Below are 17,619 nucleotides of genomic sequence, written 5' to 3'. Positions count from 1 at the left end.
TTTCATTAAGCCTCGTTGTAGTTAGGCGATGAAAGAAAAGAATTATTTATGGAACACCAGTAGCGGCATTATTGCTGTATTACTGGTCTTACCGATCTTAGCGATTTTTACGACGGCTGTTGGAGAAACAGATGAGCTATTTTCTCATCTGATGTCCACAGTGATGCCTACCTATGCCTACAATACGGTGGTTTTAGTCATAGGAACCATGTTCCTGTCTTTAGTTTTTGGTATTCCGTCGGCTTGGGTTATGGCAATGTGCCGTGTTCCGGGAGAGCGTGTTTTGCAGTGGGCACTCGTCCTGCCATTAGCAATGCCAGGCTATATTGTTGGCTATATCTTTACCGATTGGTTCGACTTTGCCGGCCCTGTTCAGGTTCTACTGCGAGATCTTACTGGGTGGGGACCCGGTGAGTATTGGTTCCCAGATATTAGAACCTTATCCGGCGCTATTATTGTTCTGTCTCTCGTTCTCTATCCTTATGTTTATTTGCTGTGCCGCGCGGCATTTATGGAGCAAAACGTCTCCTTATTACAATCTGCTCGTTTGCTAAAATGCTCGCCTTGGGAAAGCTTCCGTCGTATCTCCTTACCACTTGTTCGTCCATCAATGGCGGTCGGTTTATCGCTTGTTGCTATGGAGACCATCGGTGACTTTGGTACCGTGAGTTACTTTGCGGTAAATACTTTAACGACTGCGGTTTATGATACTTGGCTAGGCTACTCAAGCTTAACGGCAGCTGCGAAAATATCGGCAATCATGCTGGTTATCGTGATCCTACTGTTGAGCTCAGAGCGATACAGTCGCCGTAAGCAGAAGCTATTCCAGAATCAGTTCAGCAGCCGCGAAGATTTTCGTTACGACCTTTCTGGTTGGAAAAAATGGCTGGCACTATTCTGGTGCTGGGGATTAGTTTGCGTTGCGTTCTTATTCCCTCTTGGCCAGCTCATTATTTACGCCTACAAATATTTTGCTCAAAGCTGGACCCCTGAATTCAGAGAATATGCCATCAACAGCCTTTACGTTTCGGTAGCTGCTGCGATTATTGGCGTGATTATCGCGATGATTGTTAACTTTAATCAACGCGTTAGTCCGAGTAAGAAAAATCAGGCTTATATGCGTCTCGCTTCGATGGGCTATGCCGTTCCAGGCACCGTGTTAGCGATTGGGGTGATGGTACCTGTTTTGTTCATGGATCACTTGGTCAATGACATCGCTAAAGTGATGGAGTGGGGACGACCTGGTTTGATCTTCTCTGGTTCCATGTTTGCGCTAATTTTTGCCATGGTCGTACGTTTCTCTGCAGTGGCAATTGGCAGTATTGAAAGCAGCTTGAGTAAAGTATCCCCTTCATTGGATATGGCCTCAAAAACCATGGGTTGCAATACCAATCAGATGTTACGCCGTGTTCATTTACCTTTGATTAAACGTGGCGCATTGATCGCTGGCTTATTGGTGTTTATCGAATCAATGAAAGAGTTGAATGCGGCCTTGCTGCTGCGTCCTTTCAACTTCGAGACATTGGCGACTTATGTTTATAACTATGCCTCAGATGAGCACCTAGAATTGGCGGCGATGCCTGCTGTATTATTGGTGTTGGTGGGTTTAATTCCTCTGATCATCGTTAACCGTTCTTTGGAGCAGAAACACTAATGAGTTGTGCATTATCAATTAAAGATCTGACTTGTAAATATGAGTCGCAAACCATCTTGGAATCGCTCTCGTTAGAAGTTGAGCATGGTGAAATTGTTTGTCTTCTTGGTGCCAGTGGCTGCGGAAAAACGACTTTGCTTAAGGCGGTTGCAGGGCTGCTTCCATTAAGTAGCGGAATCATGAGCTTGAACTGTCAAACCATTGATGATGGTGATAATTGGTTGCCACCAGAGCAACGAAACATCGGTATGATTTTCCAAGATTACGCCCTGTTTCCGCACCTGACGGTAAACCAGAATGTTGGTTTTGGCCTTAAAGATCTCTCTGATCAGCAAAAGAAAGAGAAAGTCCAAGAGATGTTGGAGCTGGTTCATTTAGATGAATTCGGTGACCGATACCCACATCAACTTTCTGGTGGTCAACAGCAGCGCGTAGCGATTGCTCGTTCTTTAGCATACAAGCCAGATTTATTGTTATTGGATGAACCTTTCTCAAATATCGATACTCAGGTTCGCCATGAGTTGATTTCTCAGATTCGTAAAATATTTAAGAAGCAGGGTGTGACAGCTATTTTTGTGACTCACAGTCGTGAAGAGGCGTTCGCGTTTGCAGATAAGATGGCAGTAATGAACCATGGTGTGATTGAACAGTATGGTTCGGCATCGGAGCTTTATTTCCATCCATCGAGTAAGTTCGTTGCAGACTTTTTGGGCGGCGGCAGTTACCTCGATGCACAGCGTATTTCAGAGCTGGAGTTTGAAACCAGCTTGGGTGTGGTTGAAGCTAAACCACAAACGGAGATTGAATTTGGCAGTGCGTGTGAGCTTCTTTTAAGACCACAGCATATCCAAGCTAGTTACGAACAAGACAGTGCTATTTCAGTATTAGAGCAGCAATTTATGGGCGATCACTGTCGTTATGTTATTGAAGCACATGGTCAAAAGTTATTGGCAACCTCGTCAGAAGCGCTTGAAGTTGGTATGCCGGTTAACGTAAAAGTGGATACCAAAGGCGTATTGGCGTTCTAATTAGGTACAACTCATAGTACCGCTAATTCTCGATAAACCATAAAAAAGCCCAGCACTTTAATCTAAAGTACTGGGCAAAAGCTCTTCATCTATAGGGGTTAACAAGGCAGTGATTTGTTAAGTCCCATACAAGACTGCTGCGCTCTATAAGCCTATAGAGAGAGGAAGTCTTTCACTTTTTGAAGAACATGTTCTGCAGTGTCTTTATCTTCCATTTCAGCGAAGATTCGTAGCAATGGCTCAGTTCCTGAGAAACGAGCAATCACCCAGCCGCCATTCTTGAAGTACACCTTGGCACCATCTTCATAGCTGACTTTTTCAATTTCGTATTCAAATTCAGGCAGTTGTTTTTCGACGTAGATCTTGGTGTAGAGCGCTTCCTTCTCTGAAGGTTTAAACTTGCAATCGCCTTCTGCCGTATACGCATAGCCATACTTAGAGTAGATTTCATCAAGCAGCTCAGAGAGTTTCTTACCTGTCACACTGATCATCTCAACCAGTAAGCTCGATGCGAACACGCCATCCTTACCTTTGATGTGACCTCGAATGGTTAAACCGCCCGAGCTTTCACCACCAATCAGTGAATCATCGGCTTCCATTTGAGAGCTGATATGCTTAAAGCCTACAGGAACCTCAAAGCTCTTCTCACCATGATCTGCCGCTACTTTGTCGAGCAGATGTGTGGTGGCGATGTTACGCACGACAGAGCCTTTCCAGCCTTTGTATTCCAATAAATAGTAGTAAAGAAGCAGTAACACTTCGTTAGGGTGAATGAAGTGACCTTTCTCATCGATGATGCCTAAACGGTCGGCATCGCCATCGGTACCAATACCAATGTCATAGCCTTCTGCTGCTACCAAATGCTTCAAGCGGTAGAGCGTTGCTGCATTAGGTGATGGCATGAGACCACCGAAATCTGGGTTCTTACCATCGTTGATCACGTCGACATCACAGCGAGCGCTGATTAACACGGTTTGCAGTGCGTTTTTTGCCACGCCAAACATTGGGTCGATCAGGACTCTTAGGTTGGCTTGTTTAATCGATTCGATATCAATAGCGTTAATGATCGAGTCAACAAAGGCGTTCATCGGATTGATGATCTCAATTTCTTTGTCGTTTAATGCTTGTTCAAAATCGACTCTGACGACATCTTCACTGGTTAGGGTCGAAATCTGTTGTTCGATCTTTTCTGTGATGATCTCATCAGCATCACGGCCACCTTCAATGAAGATCTTGATGCCGTTATAGTCCGCTGGGTTGTGAGAAGCGGTAATACACGCAGAGTAAATACATCCCATCTCTTTCGCTTGGAACATCACGATAGGAGTCGGAACGAACTTGTCGATAAAGCTCACTTTGATGTTGTTGGCTGCCAATACTTCAGCAAACCAGCACGCGGCTTTATCTGAAAGGAAGCGGCGGTCATAGCCGATAACGAAGCCGTTTTTCGCTGCATCTTCATTATTGATGATGTTAGAGAGTGCTTGTGCCACTAAGCGGACGTTTTCTCTAGTGAACTCTTCACCAATAAACGCGCGCCAGCCGCCAGTACCAAATTTAATCATTAGAAAATCCTTTTAGTCTCACTATCTCAAGCCAGTAAAGACTTGAGATAGGAGCTGTTCATCAAATTAAGTGATTAGCCGAGTACAACGATAACTTCGTTCACGCTGCCTTCCGCTTGTACTGGAATTGCACCTTCAACCTGTTCACCGTTGATAGTGATAGAGGCAACACCTTTGCTTACCGCATTCGGGTTCTGCACTGTGATGTTGTAAGTCGCGCCACGCCATTGACGAGTAACCTCGAACTCTGGCCAATCAGTCGGGATACATGGATCAACTGTTAAGCTTTCAAAGCCTGTACGAACACCAAGAATGAAGTTGGTTACCGCGAAGTAAGCCCAACCAGAGGTACCTGTTAACCAAGGGTGGTTTGCACGACCATGGTCTTGGTGATCTTTACCCATGATGAACTGCACGTACGAGTATGGTTCTGCGTAACGCGTTTCAATCATGTCGTTTTGGTTGTACGGGTTCAGTGCGTCGTAGAATTTCATCGCACGGTCACCACGACCTAGTTTCGCTTCTGCTACCCAAGCCCATGGATTCGGGTGAGAGAAGATTGCACCATTCTCTTTAACGCCTTGGTAAACACGAGTCACAAAGCCGATATCGTCGTTTGGTGTTGCGAATGAAGGAGAGTTTAGATGTAGGCCGTATTCAGAGAAAAGGTTCTCATCGACAGCGTCCATCGCTTTCTCGCCACGCTCTTGATATACCGCGCCAGATAGAACCGCTAGCGTGTTTGACTCAAGGTGAACTCGACCTTCAGCTTGTTGAGCAGTACCGATCTTGTCGCCATTTTTAGTCAGACCACGGATGTACCAGCCACCCTCGTCATCCCAAAGGTGTGTTTCACACGCTTCACGAACGTTCGCTGCCATTTCAGTGTATTTAGTAACGTCTGCATCGTTATTACGGAACTTAGCAAGATCTAGGAATTCTTGTAGCGCCCAGAAGTGTAGGAATGAAACCATTGAAGATTCACCACCACCTAGGTTCAAACAGTCATTCCAGTCTGCACGAAGACCCTTACAGATACCCGTTTGACCTACGTATTCTGCAGAGAAGTTCAGTGCGGCTTTCATGTGCTCGTAAACCGTTGCTTCGCCACCGTCTGCGTATGGAATCACTTCATCAAAGAAATCGTGTTCACCCGTTTCCATTACGTACTTGATGATGGTTGGTACGATCCATAAGTGATCATCAGAACAGGTATCGTCAATGCCGTGGATCTTGTCGTCATCTGACGGTGTTGGAACAACCGTTGGCGATTTTGAAGGTTCAACGTCAGCTTTCTCTGGATCGAACCAATCAGGATCGAACAAGTGTAGACCGTAGCCCGCGTTCACTTGGCCGCGAAGCAGGTCGATAATACGTTTCTTGGTCATTTGTGGGTTGGCATGAGGTACTGAAATAGCATCTTGTGCAGTATCACGGTAGCCAAGGCCAGTACGGCCACCGACTTCAATGAATGAAGCAAAGCGAGACCAAACCACACAGGTTTCCGCTTGGTATAGCGTCCACGTGTTGATCATTGTGTCTAAGCCTTCGTTTGGCGACTTAACTTGGAATTTGTTGCAACGCTCGTCCCAGTGATCTTTGATACCTTGGAAAGCCGCATCTACGTTTGTTGTATCTTGGTATTTCTCACGTAGGCGTTCACCGTTGCCTTTACCGATACCGAGTACATAAGCAAAGCGAACTTCTTCACCCGGTTGAATCGTAAATTGCTTGTGCAGAGAACCACAGTGGTTGTAACAGGTTTGAGCGCTGTTAGAACACTTACCGTTTTCAACCGCAATTGGATTTGCTTCATCACGGTACATGCCTAGGAAGTTGTCACGTTGGCCATCGTAGCTGTCTGGTGAGAAAGTTGAAGCTAGGTAGTAGAAGCCTTCAAAGTCGTTAGTGTTGTAGTACAGGTCGTACTCCAGAACACCTTCTTGGTAAGACGTGCCTGCAGAGTACAGAGACATCTGATGGTTCTGGTTATCAGATTGGATGTGGCTGAAAGAGAACTCAACAAACGAGAAAGTGCTGATAGTACGTGGCTTGTCAGTGTTGTTCTTTAATACAACGTCCCAAACTTCTGCATCTTCACCCTTAGGTACGAATAGCGTCTTGGTTGCGGTAATGCCGCTGTATTCACATTTGAATTTTGAGTATGACAGGCCGTGACGAACTTCGTAGTTCGCTTCATCTAGGCTCTTTGCCACTGGTTGCCAAGAGATAGACCAGTAATCACCCGTCTCATCATCACGCAGGTAAACATAGTGTCCTGGGCGGTCAAAGGTGCCGTTTGGACGGAACTTAGTAACACGGTTGTATTCCGGAGAATTGTAGAACGAGTAACCGCCCGCATTGTGCGAAATCACGGTACAAAACTTTTCAGTACCTAGGTAGTTTGTCCAAGGTGCTGGTACATCAGGGCGAGTGATGACGTATTCGCGATTGTCGTTATCGAAATAGCCGTATTTCATTGTCATTTCCTTTTTAACAAACTGCATCTATGCAGCTAATTTTTAAATAGTGATGCTGAGTCGTATCTAACTGAGCACCTTAATTTGAGTCAGCAACCACTCGATATGAGTGTCGCTTTGGTTTGTTTTATTGAGCTTTCCAAGGGTTGCGATAATCAACATTGAGTTTGTCGAGTAATGGCAGATGCCCCTTTAGGCGAGATAGGTAATCTAGCCAGTTTCGGTTGTTTTTATGTGTCCAACATCCTTCAGCTAAAGCGCTAATTCTTGGGAATACCATGTAATCCATACGCTTTTGGTTGGTGACGATCTCACACCATAGAGCACACTGAATTCCGCGGATCCGCTTACGAATTGGGTCGGTGTCGGATATCTCAGCAAGTGCTTCGTAGGTATAAGCTTGTTCTAATGGGATAACGGCAGCCCAATCTACGCCCGGTTCTTCCGGTGCATAATCTTGGGTCATGTCGAGATAGGTAAACTGTGCAGGTTGCAACACCACATCAAAGCCTTGGCGAGCGCAATTGACAGCCGCTTCTTCACTGAGCCATGAGTAGATGATGGTCTCTTTACTCACTTTGTCGCCGTGCTGTGCTTCTTCCCAGCCGACCATGCGTTTGCCGAGTTGCTTAAGCTTGTTTTCGGCATAGCGGAATAGGTGACCTTGTAGGTCTTTGCTGTCTTGGTACTGGTGTTCTTTCATCAACGCTTGAGCAGCAGGGCTGTTGCTCCACACTCCCGGTGGCACTTCGTCTGCACCCATGTGAATTAATTCGCTCGGGAACAGCTCTGCGACTTCTTCAATAACTGCATCTAGAAATTGGTAAGTGCCTGGTAAACCTGGGTTTAGGACGTTGTCGTTGTAGTGCTGAATGCTTTTGTATTGAGTAGTGTCAGCTTGCTCTACCAACATGTCAGGCAGTGATTTGATTGCGGCACGGCAGTGTCCCGGAATATCGATCTCTGGGATCACCGTGATGCTGCGTTGCTCTGCATATTCAATGACTTCACGAATTTGTTGTTGCGTGTAGAAGCCGCCGTAGTTTTCCGCAATGTGGGTATATTGCGGCTCTAGTGCATGATCAGGGCCACGCCAAGCGCCAATTTCTGTTAGCTGTGGCAGGCTCTTTATCTCAATTCTCCAACCTTCATCGTCAGTTAGGTGCCAATGAAATACGTTGAACTTGTAGTGCGCCAGTTGATTGATTAAACGCTTCACTTGCTCTACTGAGTGGAAGTGACGAGCGCAGTCCAACATCATGCCGCGGTACTTAAAGCGCGGTTGGTCGGCTATCTTGCAACATGGTAGAGAGAAGTTCTCTGCGTCCAGTTGTTGAACTAGTTGAATCAAGCTTGCCACAGCGTGTGTAAAGCCCGACTGGCTGCCTGATTCAGCAATAATCTGTTGTGCAGTGATGGTCAGTTTGTATTCGGCTTCATCTAACGTCGGGTTGCTGCGAAATAGAATGTTGCCGCTTTCGTCTTTTGAAAGTTCAGCTGAAAGCGCGGTCGAAAGAGACAGCTCAAAGGTCGAGAGCAACTCTTGCTGGAACCAAGAGACTGCCTTATCAGCAAGATGAGATTGAACCTCAATTCTGCAGTCGTTATTTAGCGCGAAGTTACTTAGCGCGAAACTACCTTGCTGAAATTCGATCTGATTAGGCTGAGGAATCAATGCAATCTCAGCAGCGTTAACTTCAGGTATTTGATTGCGTTCACGGTATGGCGAAGCCAGTACTATGGGTGATATCGCGACAGGCAGTACCGATGTTTCTCCATCATTATGTGACTGGATAAAGGCATCGTTAAGGCCATCAGAATAGAAGCGGAATGGTGCGCTTTGAATACTGAATTCAAGGTAGTAATGGTTGTTGGCCTTTAACACTGACGAACTTGGTGTGAATGAGCAAAAGCTGCCAACTTGAGTCAGCTCTCCTTGCGATAAACTCTCTGGAAGGATGAAACGATCAAATGCAAAGTGCAGAGACCAATCTTTTACGTCGAGGTCACTTAAGTTATGTACCGTAAGGCCAAATCGGCAGTTATTTTTTTGTTCAGAAAGAACAGCTAAGTCGATGCGATAATTCATATAACTTCCCTGCTAAGCCTGTTGATACAAGTTGTGTTGTGGTTTTCCGGCAAACATCAATGCGCCTTCAATAGCGTCGAATTGAGGTTTAACGATCCATTGTTGTACTGGTGGTGATAGCCAGTTGAGAATACGCTCAGCGATACTTCCCATTAAGCACACCTTGTCAGCGCCTTTTCGATGCAGTGCTAAGACAAACATTTCGATATCAGCCGCGGTTTGCTTGAGCATATCGATAGCCAGTTCGTCACCTTCGTTAGCGAGTTGAAAAATAACTGGTGAGAATTGACCGTAATCCTTTGGAATAGCACCTTTTGACCATTCGACAATGGCATCCACATCATTATTAAAGTGATTCATCACATGTAGAGTCAGCGGGGTTTTGTTGCGAATACCGTCTTCTGCAAGCAAGACTTGTTGAATCAAACGTAAGCCCATGACTGCGCCGCCGCCTTGATCTGAAATCGGAAATTCACGACCGCCAACCACATATTGCTCACCGTCTTTTAGGAAGATACCGCAAGAACCCGTACCACCGATCATGATTGCGCCGTCTTGGCCATTGTGAGCACCAATGCAAGCGCCATAAGCGTCGGTATTTAGTGTCATGCTTGCGAAAGGGTGTGGTTGAGCCATGAAGTCGAACCATGCTGATTTTTGCTCAGCGCCAGCCAGCGCTAGGCCAACATGCATATTTGAAAAATGGTCTGAGTTGAGTTGCCCTTGTTGTGCCGCTTTTGTGATGGCATCAATAATTGAGCTCATCGCAACATCAACACCCAAAAGGATGTTGCCACTGCCACTTTTCGCTTCACCAATCAGTTTGCCTTGAGCGTCACGAATACGAGCACGACAAGAAGTACCACCACCATCAATACCGACGTAGTAAAGAGTCATTATTATTGCTCCTTACGCTGAGCTAAGAAGTTGAACTGTGCAGCGGTTGCTAATAAGAACCACGCACCATGAGGGATCCATTGCTCACCCCAGCGCCAGTTTTGAAGCATGTCATCTTTTTGTGCTGGTGGATTGAACGCAATGTCTTGTTCATCTTCAAAACCAGCTGTGATGCCATTACAGATACCGCCTTTCGCATTGAAGAACCCAAGCTGAGGTAGGTAGTCTGGGTTGTTATGGCCATGACCATCGAGCATGCACATGTGGTATGGGTTGAGGCCCAAGATCCAATCAAGGCTATTTTGTGAAAGCTGGATTAAGCGCTCTTGAAGTTCGCTATCTTTAATGTGCGGTTGAACTAGGTAAGCCATGGTTGCGAGTGAGCCAAGGCGTGCGTTCTCGCCTTGCCACCAGTAACCGGTTTCGTTCTGTTGAGCGACGAAGAAGGCATCACGTTTATCACCATCGACAGATTTAACGTATTGTCTTGGATAGCCAAATGGGTTGGTGACTTTGTCGGTGATGTTGATTTCGAACTGACAAGCTTGTTCAACAACTGTGCGCGCCTGTTCTTTTAATTCAGCATCGGTTTCATTGTCGATGTATTCACATAGTGCAATCACAGGAAGACCGGCTTCAGCTGCGTGAAAGTATGGACGAGAGCCATCAGAGTTTGCCGACCAGAAGTGCTCAAATGAATCATCGGATTGCTGACGAGAGATTAAACGAGTCGCCCAAGTTCTTGCTTCTGATAGGTATTGCTGGTCTTGTGTTACGCGATACAGCTCATTGGCTGCGAGTAGGGCGCAATACTCATCGATGATGTTCTCTTCACCATCGTTTAGATACTGGAGGTTGTACTCTTTTAGATGCCAGTAACCCTTAACCGCCATTTCAAGGTATGTGTGGCTCGAGTAGCTGCCAGAGATTTCAAGCTCAGAAGCTGCGGCTAATGCTGCGATAGCAACACCTGCACCTTGTCGGTAGCCCGCTTGTAAGTCCGTTGATTTATGACCTTCTTGAGTCGCATAAGCGCAGATATCGCGTTGGTTGATATCTTTGCTCCATTTGTCGAATACCGTCATATAGAAGTATCCGTCAGCGTCTTGCATACGCACTAAGAAGTCGGCACCGAACAGAGCCTCTTCCGTTAGACGAGTCATGGAGAATTTCGGGAAGTCTGGGTTATGGCTAGTCAAGCGTACGCTTTTTAGCATGTTCCAAACGACCATCGGAATTTGTTGTGGGTTTAGGTAGTTACCATAAGACAGGTGGCTAAAATATTTACTGACATCACCTGATGCGTCATACCATCCACCGTGGACATCGACGTATCGGTCGGTACCTAGAATTTGTGCTTGTCGATCTTTTTTGTCGAAAATCCCGCCACAGCGTTGTGACTTAAAGTAATGAAGCACATCAGAAAACGTGTGGTTCATTAATAGGTTGCTACCAATCTCAAATACTTCTGAACGCAGGTTGTCAAAACGTAGGTAGTAGCGACCAGATTCAGTGACTGAACTGAAATCAATAGTGAAGAATTGCCCTTGATGCCAATTTGCTACGCGGCCTTGTTTAACCACATCAAAATTTCCGACAGTCATATGGTTGTCAGCACAGACGAGTAGAGCCGTAGTGCTTGATAGGCGAGCTTTCTTAGTTTGTAGGATAGCTTGCTTCGGGCCTGTGGACTCATAGCCAATATGGTTGGTCAATAACAGCATCAATATTCTCCGACAGTCCTAGTTTCTATTGGCTAGGTACTTGAATGTTTTGGATATAAATAGTTAGGGTCCGAAGACCCTAACTTGGGTTTTATTGCTTAGCTTTCGTGTAGGTAACAGCGCACAAAGTGGTTATCAGCGAGCTGCGTAACCCCTGGTAGCTGCTCTTTGCACTTATCCATTGCGTGAGTACATCGGCCTGCAAATGGGCAGCCTGCTGATACTGGTGTCCACAGAGGAATCTCACCTTTGTTGCCTGCAAGTTGCTCGTGGATCGACTTCTTAGGATCTGGAACGGCCGAAACAAGCAATTGGGTGTATGGGTGCTGAGGGTTAGCAATCACGTCATCGGTATCGCCCCATTCCACCATGTGTCCCACGTACATCACCGAAAGGTCTTCAGCGATGTAACGAGCGGTTGCGATATCGTGAGTGATGTAAAGCAGAGACATTTGCTTCTCGAACTTCATCTCTTCCATCAGGTTCAAAACACCGGCACGAATCGATACATCAAGCATTGAAGTTGGCTCATCGGCTAGTACAACTTCGGCACCTACCGCGATGTTGCGGGCTAGGTTGACACGTTGACGTTGGCCGCCAGACAGTTGGTGAGGGTACTTCTTCGCCGTCTCTTTTGGTGGGATCAGGCCCACTTGCTCTAAAAGATCGTAAACACGTTCTTCTAGTTCTCTCTTATTGCCCGGGGTTACCTTCTTGTGGATCAACAGTGGTCGAGCAATGTGGTGGAAGATATTGTGTGTTGGGTTCAATGAACCAAACGGGTCTTGCCATACCATCTGCACGCCTTCACGGTAGTGCATAAGATCTTTTCTGCTTGAGATCTCTTGGATATCACGACCTTTGTATTCGATCGTGCCGCCTGAAGGTGCGTACATTTTTGCGATCATTTTTGCGGTTGTTGATTTGCCTGAACCAGACTCACCAACCACTGCTAGGCCACGGCTTTTGTACATCTTGAATGACACGTCGTTAATCGCACGCATCATTGGGGTTTGAATGGTGGTACTGCTTATTGGGAAGTCTTTTACGACATTCTTGCCTTCTACCAATAATTGACCGAAATCTTTGCTCATAATTGTCTCCAGAATCCTTATTCGCTTTGCTTGTTTTTAGGCGGTCGAGCCGCCTTGTTCGTTATTCACGCAAGCTATAGCTTCCTTTGTACTATTGGGTCACCGTACAGGTGGCAGTTAGACAAATGTCCCGGGTCGATAGAACGCAGCTTGGTTGGCACCTTGGTACACTTTTCATGTACACGGTCACAACGAGCTTGGAAACGACACCCTTCAGGGATCTCTAACAGGTTCAGAGGGTTACCCGGAATACCTGCTAACTTTGTCTTTGGCCCTGTCAGTGGAGGGAAAGAACTTCCCAACCCTTTGGTGTAAGGGTGGTAAGGGTTTTCTAGAATATCTTGAGAGTTAGCTACTTCGATTAGCTCACCTGAGTACATGATGCCGATGCGGTCAGAGAACTCGACCATCAATGACAAGTCATGGGTGATGAACAGAATCGAGAAGCCAAACTCTTCTTTCAGTGCATAGATCTTTTGTAGGATTTCGCGTTGCACAACCACATCAAGTGCGGTTGTCGGCTCATCCATAATGATCAGCTTTGGATTCAGTGCTAACGCGATAGCGATAACTAAGCGCTGACGCATGCCGCCAGAGAATTGGTGAGGGTAATCACTCAATCGGCTCGGGTGAATATCTACGATTTCAAGTAGACCTTCAGCACGCTGCTTAGCTTGCTCGCGAGTCATGTTGGTGTGACGCATGATTACGTCACAGAACTGCTCTTCCATCGGTAGTACTGGGTTGAGTGCGTTCATCGCGCTCTGGAATACCATCGACATCTCACTCCAACGGAACGACTGCATACGGTCATCACTGTATTCAAGGATGTTCTCACCGTTGAAGATAACCTCACCACCACTGATGTAAGCGGGCGGCTTATGAAGACGCATAAGAGAGAAAGCGACCGTTGATTTACCACAGCCAGATTCACCAGCTAGGCCGAAGACTTCACCTGGAGCGATGTCGAAACTTACGTTGTTACACGCACGAACATCGCCTGACTCTGTGATGTAATCCACGCATAAGTTGCGGATAGAAATTAGTGGTTCAGACATGATTATTTATCTCCGCTCCAAAGTGCATTTTGTGGTGGTAGTTCTGGTTCACGTTCTTCTTTGTCTTGTGCTGCTAGTTTCTTCCAACGCTTCATGCCTTTGTGAGAACGCAGTTGCGGGTTAGCAATTTCATCGACCGCGAAGTTAAGTAGAGCAAGGCCAGTTACAAGTAGTGTCAGTGCGATACAAGGAGCCAGCAGTTCCCACCAAGCGCCAATCAGCATTGATGAAGAGGTTTGAACGTTGTAAAGCATGATGCCCCAGCTGATTGTGTTCGGGTCACCAAGACCTAGGAACGAGATGGTTGCTTCCATCATGATTGCGTACATCACCGAACCGATGAAGCTTGCGCCAACGATAGAGATAAGGTTTGGCAGAATCTCTACGAAGATGATGCGGAATGAAGATTCACCCAAAACTTCAGCGGCTTTTACAAACTCTTTTTCACGCAGTGCTAAGGTCTGGGAGCGAACAACACGGGCGCCCCAAGCCCAGGACATAAAGCCGATAACCAAGGTTATGGTGAGTGGCCCTGCCTCACCGATAAAGGCTGCTACTACGAACAGTAATGGGTATTGAGGGATTACCAGCATGATGTTCATTGCGGCTGTTAGAACGTCATCGACACGGCCACCGAAGTAACCTGCAGAAACACCAATAACAGTTGCGAGTAAACATACGGTTAGACCCGCACCAAAACCTACAGCAAGAGATACGCGTGCGCCGTATACCACTTGAGACCAAACGTCACGACCCATACGAGTTGTACCTAGTACGTGGTCTGCCTTTTTAGACATGATCAATGTACGACGGTCGTCTGCTAGATTTTGAGCAACCCAGCCATCAGGGTTAGTTTGTGCAGACTTCACCACGAAACCAGGATATTCGTGTGGGTTACCTGTACGCTTGTCTGGTACATGTTTGGTGATTAATGGAGCTGCAATCGCGCCAAGAATAAAAATACTTAGGATGATGACGCCTGTTAGGGCCATCGGGTTACGCCAAATGAGTTTTAGAAAGTCTTTCATGATTATTTACCACCCTTACGAAGACGAGGGTCAAGAACAACGTAAAGCATGTCTGCAACTAGGTTAAAGAACAGCATGAATAGCGTCATGATAAGCAGCTGACCTTGCAGTACTTGGTAGTCACGAGCGTTAATTGCGTTGAAAAGTACGCTGCCAAGACCCGGGTAGTTAAAGATGATTTCGATAATTAACTGACCACCGATTGCCATACCTAGCGACATTGAAAGGGCTGTCACACTAGGTAGCATCGCGTTACGAGCTGCGTAGTTGAATACCACTCGGTTTTCGCTCAGGCCTTTGCCTTTCGCCATGGTGATGTAGTCTTCGGCTAGTAGGTTGATCATGTTGTTACGCATGTTTACTAGGAAGCCACCAATTTGAACAACAGAAGCACAGAACAGTGGTAAGAAGGCGTGGTAAGCGACATCTTTAATGAATGCCCAGCTTGTCCAATCAGGTATAGTACCAGCGGTGTAGGCATACCCTGTTGGGAACCACTTCAAGCCAATTGCAAAGGTAAATAGTGCAATCATCGCGATAACAACTTGAGGAACGGCTTGTAGAATCAGCATCCCTGGCGTTACGAAGGCATCGTACTTACTGCCGCGTTTCCACGCTGCGAAAATACCTAGGATTGAACCAATCGAGAAAGAAAGAATAACTGCGGTGCCGGCTAAGAAAAGCGACCAACCGAATGCTCCACCCAACAGTGTGTTTACAGAAAGTGGGTAGAATTGAATTGATGTACCAAGTTCCCAGCTAAGAATGTTCTTCATGTACGCCACGTATTGAACTAAGTAGCCACCATCAACGAAGCCTAATAGTTCTTTCATTGCAGCAATACGCTCTGGAGTAACTTGTACAGAAGCGTTCGCAAACATCATGGTAACTGGGTCACCAGGCATTGCTCTTGGAATAATAAAGTTTAACGTCGCAGCAACTAATAGCGCGACAAAATAAAATGACAAACGTCTTAAAAAATAACCCATAACTCACACCTTACTCACCCAGATTGTTTCCCTGTTTCTGGATTCAGGTCGCTCCTAGCGAAATTTGGAACGAAAAATCCCCTGACGACTAGCGCCATACTTTCAATTGAGAGTGTGGGGATTTTTATAAGCGGCGTAAGAGGTTACGCCGCAAGGATTGAACGATTACTTATTTAACTGGTTTTAGGTCCAGTACATGAAGTAGACGCTCTGGAATACCAGCCCAAATGTTTGGACGGCCTTTTGGATTTTCTTCGTTCCACCAACCAGTGAAGCGAGTTGTGTTGTATTGGTACATGTAAGCACCAGACATCACAGGGATTGTCACTTGGTCTGCAGCGATGATTTGCTGGATACCGTGTGCAATGTCTAGCTGCTCGTTCTTATCAGCTGTTTTGTAGAAGCTGTTTAGAAGACCATCTAGCTTGTCGTTTTTGTAGAAGTGCATTGCGAAACGAGGCATACCATCACCAGATTGTAGTGATGAGTTGTAAGCACTGTTCCAGTACGTGTATGGATCCGCACCGTGGAAGTAGTTTGTGTATGCTACGTCGTATGTACCTTCAAGCATTGCTTGGTTGTAAACAGAGAAGTCAGGTGTACGAGCTTTTGCTTTAATACCGATTTCGTTTAGCTGTTCTACCGCTAGTTGAACTGTGTTGTTGAAGTCAGTCCAGCCGTTTGGCGATTGAATCATTAGTTCGAAAGACTTGCCTGATGGAGTGTCAACAAAACCATCTTTGTTTACATCTTTGAAGCCAGCGTCAGCAAGAAGCTTCTTCGCGCCTTCAGCGTTGTAAGTGTTGAAGCCTTTGTACTTGTCATGAGTTTTTTCATCAGACCAAGCTTCAAACGCGTAGCCAAGACCCGATGCGAAATCGTTTACAGTACCGCCACCGTAGAATGCGATGTCGATGATAGTTTGACGGTCAAGAGCCATAGAGAAAGCACGACGGAAGTCAACGTTGCTCAATGCTTCATGCTTCGCAGCATCAGGGTGCTTGAAGTTAACGATGAATGCCTGTGTACCTGCTGGCGGGTACCAGTAGTGGTGTTTAGGGCTAGCTGCTGCGTATGTACGATCGATATCTGGAACGAAAGAAGACGTCCAGTCCATTTCACTGTTTACAACTTTACCTAGGAATTGGTCGTTGTTCGCAATTTGTGGAACACGTAGACAGTCAACATCTAGGTTGTCTGCATCCCAGTAGTTCGGGTTTGCACACTGGATGTATAGCTGCGCTGTAAACGTATCGATTTCTGTAAATGGACCAGAACCTACCGGGTTCTCATTGGTAAACGTTGATGGATCTTTAACGTCTTTCCAGATGTGCTTAGGTACTACAGGTACTTTAGCAATCTCGTAAGGTACGTTTGAGTTTGCTTCTGTTAGTGTGAACTTAACTTGGTTGTCGTTCAGTTTTTCTACAGAAGTTACCCAAGAGTTGATACCAGATTGGTCAAGCTCTGGCTTCTCTTTTACAAGGTTGAAAGAAAAAACAACATCATCAGCAGAGAAAGTTTCTCCGTCTGACCATTTAACACCCTTACGAATGTCGAAAACAACGCTCATCAGATCATCTGACATCTTGAAGTTTTCAGCTAGACGGAACACTGGAGTGTTACCGTGCATTTCGTTAAATACTACTAGCGGCTCATACATGAAGTCAGTTGTAGTATGTAGGTTAGTAGCACCAAGGTACGGGTTAAAGTTACGTACGAATGTAGTGTACTCTTTCGGGTGAACGGTCAGTTCACTGCGTTCTGCAGCGGTTGCTACTGATGCAAAACCTGTTGTAGCAGTTGCAATAATTGCTGTTGCTATTGCTGTTTTTTTTATATTGGCAAGCATAGCTGTTCCTTACTATTTGCTTTCATTTCACTAATGGATTGAATGTTATCTGTCGCTAAATTGTTTAGTAGATACACACTCTGGTTAAAGGCCTACCTCTTCTTCGTTGCTCCAGATTCATCGTTGATTCTGAGAAGTGGTAAGAGTGGCCTGTAGGCCTT

The 17,619-nt window shown here is 46.0% G+C and carries 12 protein-coding genes; 2 read left to right on the top strand and 10 right to left on the bottom strand.

Going from position 1 to position 17,619, the window contains the following annotated elements; all coding sequences use genetic code 11:
• The first annotated feature begins 28 nt into the window (after positions 1–28).
• Positions 29–1,654 carry an iron ABC transporter permease gene (locus AB4503_RS00750; protein WP_017063258.1) on the top strand — a complete coding sequence of 542 codons (1,626 nt, stop codon included), beginning with the start codon at positions 29–31 and terminating at the stop codon, positions 1,652–1,654.
• Positions 1,654–2,682: an ABC transporter ATP-binding protein gene (locus AB4503_RS00745; RefSeq protein WP_372113365.1), complete on the top strand. Its 1,029-nt coding sequence runs from the start codon at positions 1,654–1,656 to the stop codon at positions 2,680–2,682. Before AB4503_RS00750 ends, AB4503_RS00745 begins: the two co-directional genes overlap by 1 nt.
• A 152-nt stretch (positions 2,683–2,834) precedes the next feature.
• Here the strand turns inward: AB4503_RS00745 and AB4503_RS00740 are convergent, their stop codons facing one another.
• From AB4503_RS00740 to AB4503_RS00695, 10 genes are all read right to left on the bottom strand, one after another.
• Positions 2,835–4,247, bottom strand: coding sequence for a phosphoglucomutase/phosphomannomutase family protein (locus tag AB4503_RS00740; protein ID WP_017084264.1), 1,413 nt, complete (start codon positions 4,245–4,247; stop codon positions 2,835–2,837).
• Positions 4,248–4,321: 74 nt separating this feature from the next.
• Positions 4,322–6,727: a GH36-type glycosyl hydrolase domain-containing protein gene (locus AB4503_RS00735; protein WP_372113363.1), complete on the bottom strand. Its 2,406-nt coding sequence runs from the start codon at positions 6,725–6,727 to the stop codon at positions 4,322–4,324.
• A gap of 127 nt (positions 6,728–6,854) precedes the next feature.
• Entirely contained in the window at positions 6,855–8,816 is a 1,962-nt protein-coding gene (locus tag AB4503_RS00730) for a beta-N-acetylhexosaminidase (protein WP_102319896.1), read from the bottom strand.
• 12 nt (positions 8,817–8,828) lie between these two features.
• Entirely contained in the window at positions 8,829–9,713 is an 885-nt protein-coding gene (locus AB4503_RS00725; RefSeq protein ID WP_017066804.1) for an N-acetylglucosamine kinase, read from the bottom strand.
• 2 nt (positions 9,714–9,715) lie between these two features.
• On the bottom strand, positions 9,716–11,437 hold the full coding sequence (locus AB4503_RS00720; RefSeq protein ID WP_136973784.1) for a glycoside hydrolase family 9 protein: 1,722 nt from the start codon (positions 11,435–11,437) through the stop codon (positions 9,716–9,718).
• Positions 11,438–11,535: 98 nt separating this feature from the next.
• Positions 11,536–12,531 carry an ABC transporter ATP-binding protein gene (locus AB4503_RS00715; RefSeq protein WP_017063264.1) on the bottom strand — a complete coding sequence of 332 codons (996 nt, stop codon included), beginning with the start codon at positions 12,529–12,531 and terminating at the stop codon, positions 11,536–11,538.
• A 74-nt stretch (positions 12,532–12,605) separates the two neighbouring features.
• Positions 12,606–13,589: an ABC transporter ATP-binding protein gene (locus AB4503_RS00710; protein WP_017063265.1), complete on the bottom strand. Its 984-nt coding sequence runs from the start codon at positions 13,587–13,589 to the stop codon at positions 12,606–12,608.
• A gap of 2 nt (positions 13,590–13,591) precedes the next feature.
• Positions 13,592–14,617, bottom strand: coding sequence for an ABC transporter permease (locus AB4503_RS00705; RefSeq protein WP_017056648.1), 1,026 nt, complete (start codon positions 14,615–14,617; stop codon positions 13,592–13,594).
• A gap of 2 nt (positions 14,618–14,619) precedes the next feature.
• Positions 14,620–15,606, bottom strand: coding sequence for an ABC transporter permease (locus tag AB4503_RS00700; protein WP_017059409.1), 987 nt, complete (start codon positions 15,604–15,606; stop codon positions 14,620–14,622).
• A gap of 169 nt (positions 15,607–15,775) precedes the next feature.
• Positions 15,776–17,458 (bottom strand): ABC transporter substrate-binding protein, encoded by a 1,683-nt coding sequence (locus AB4503_RS00695; protein WP_017056650.1) that lies wholly within the window; start codon positions 17,456–17,458, stop codon positions 15,776–15,778.
• Positions 17,459–17,619: the final 161 nt, after the last annotated feature.

Source organism: Vibrio sp. 10N.222.55.B11, from assembly GCF_041473705.1.
Lineage (GTDB): Bacteria > Pseudomonadota > Gammaproteobacteria > Enterobacterales > Vibrionaceae > Vibrio > Vibrio crassostreae_C.
Note: the sequence above shows the minus strand (reverse complement) of the source record. Positions and strands in the feature narration are given on the sequence as shown.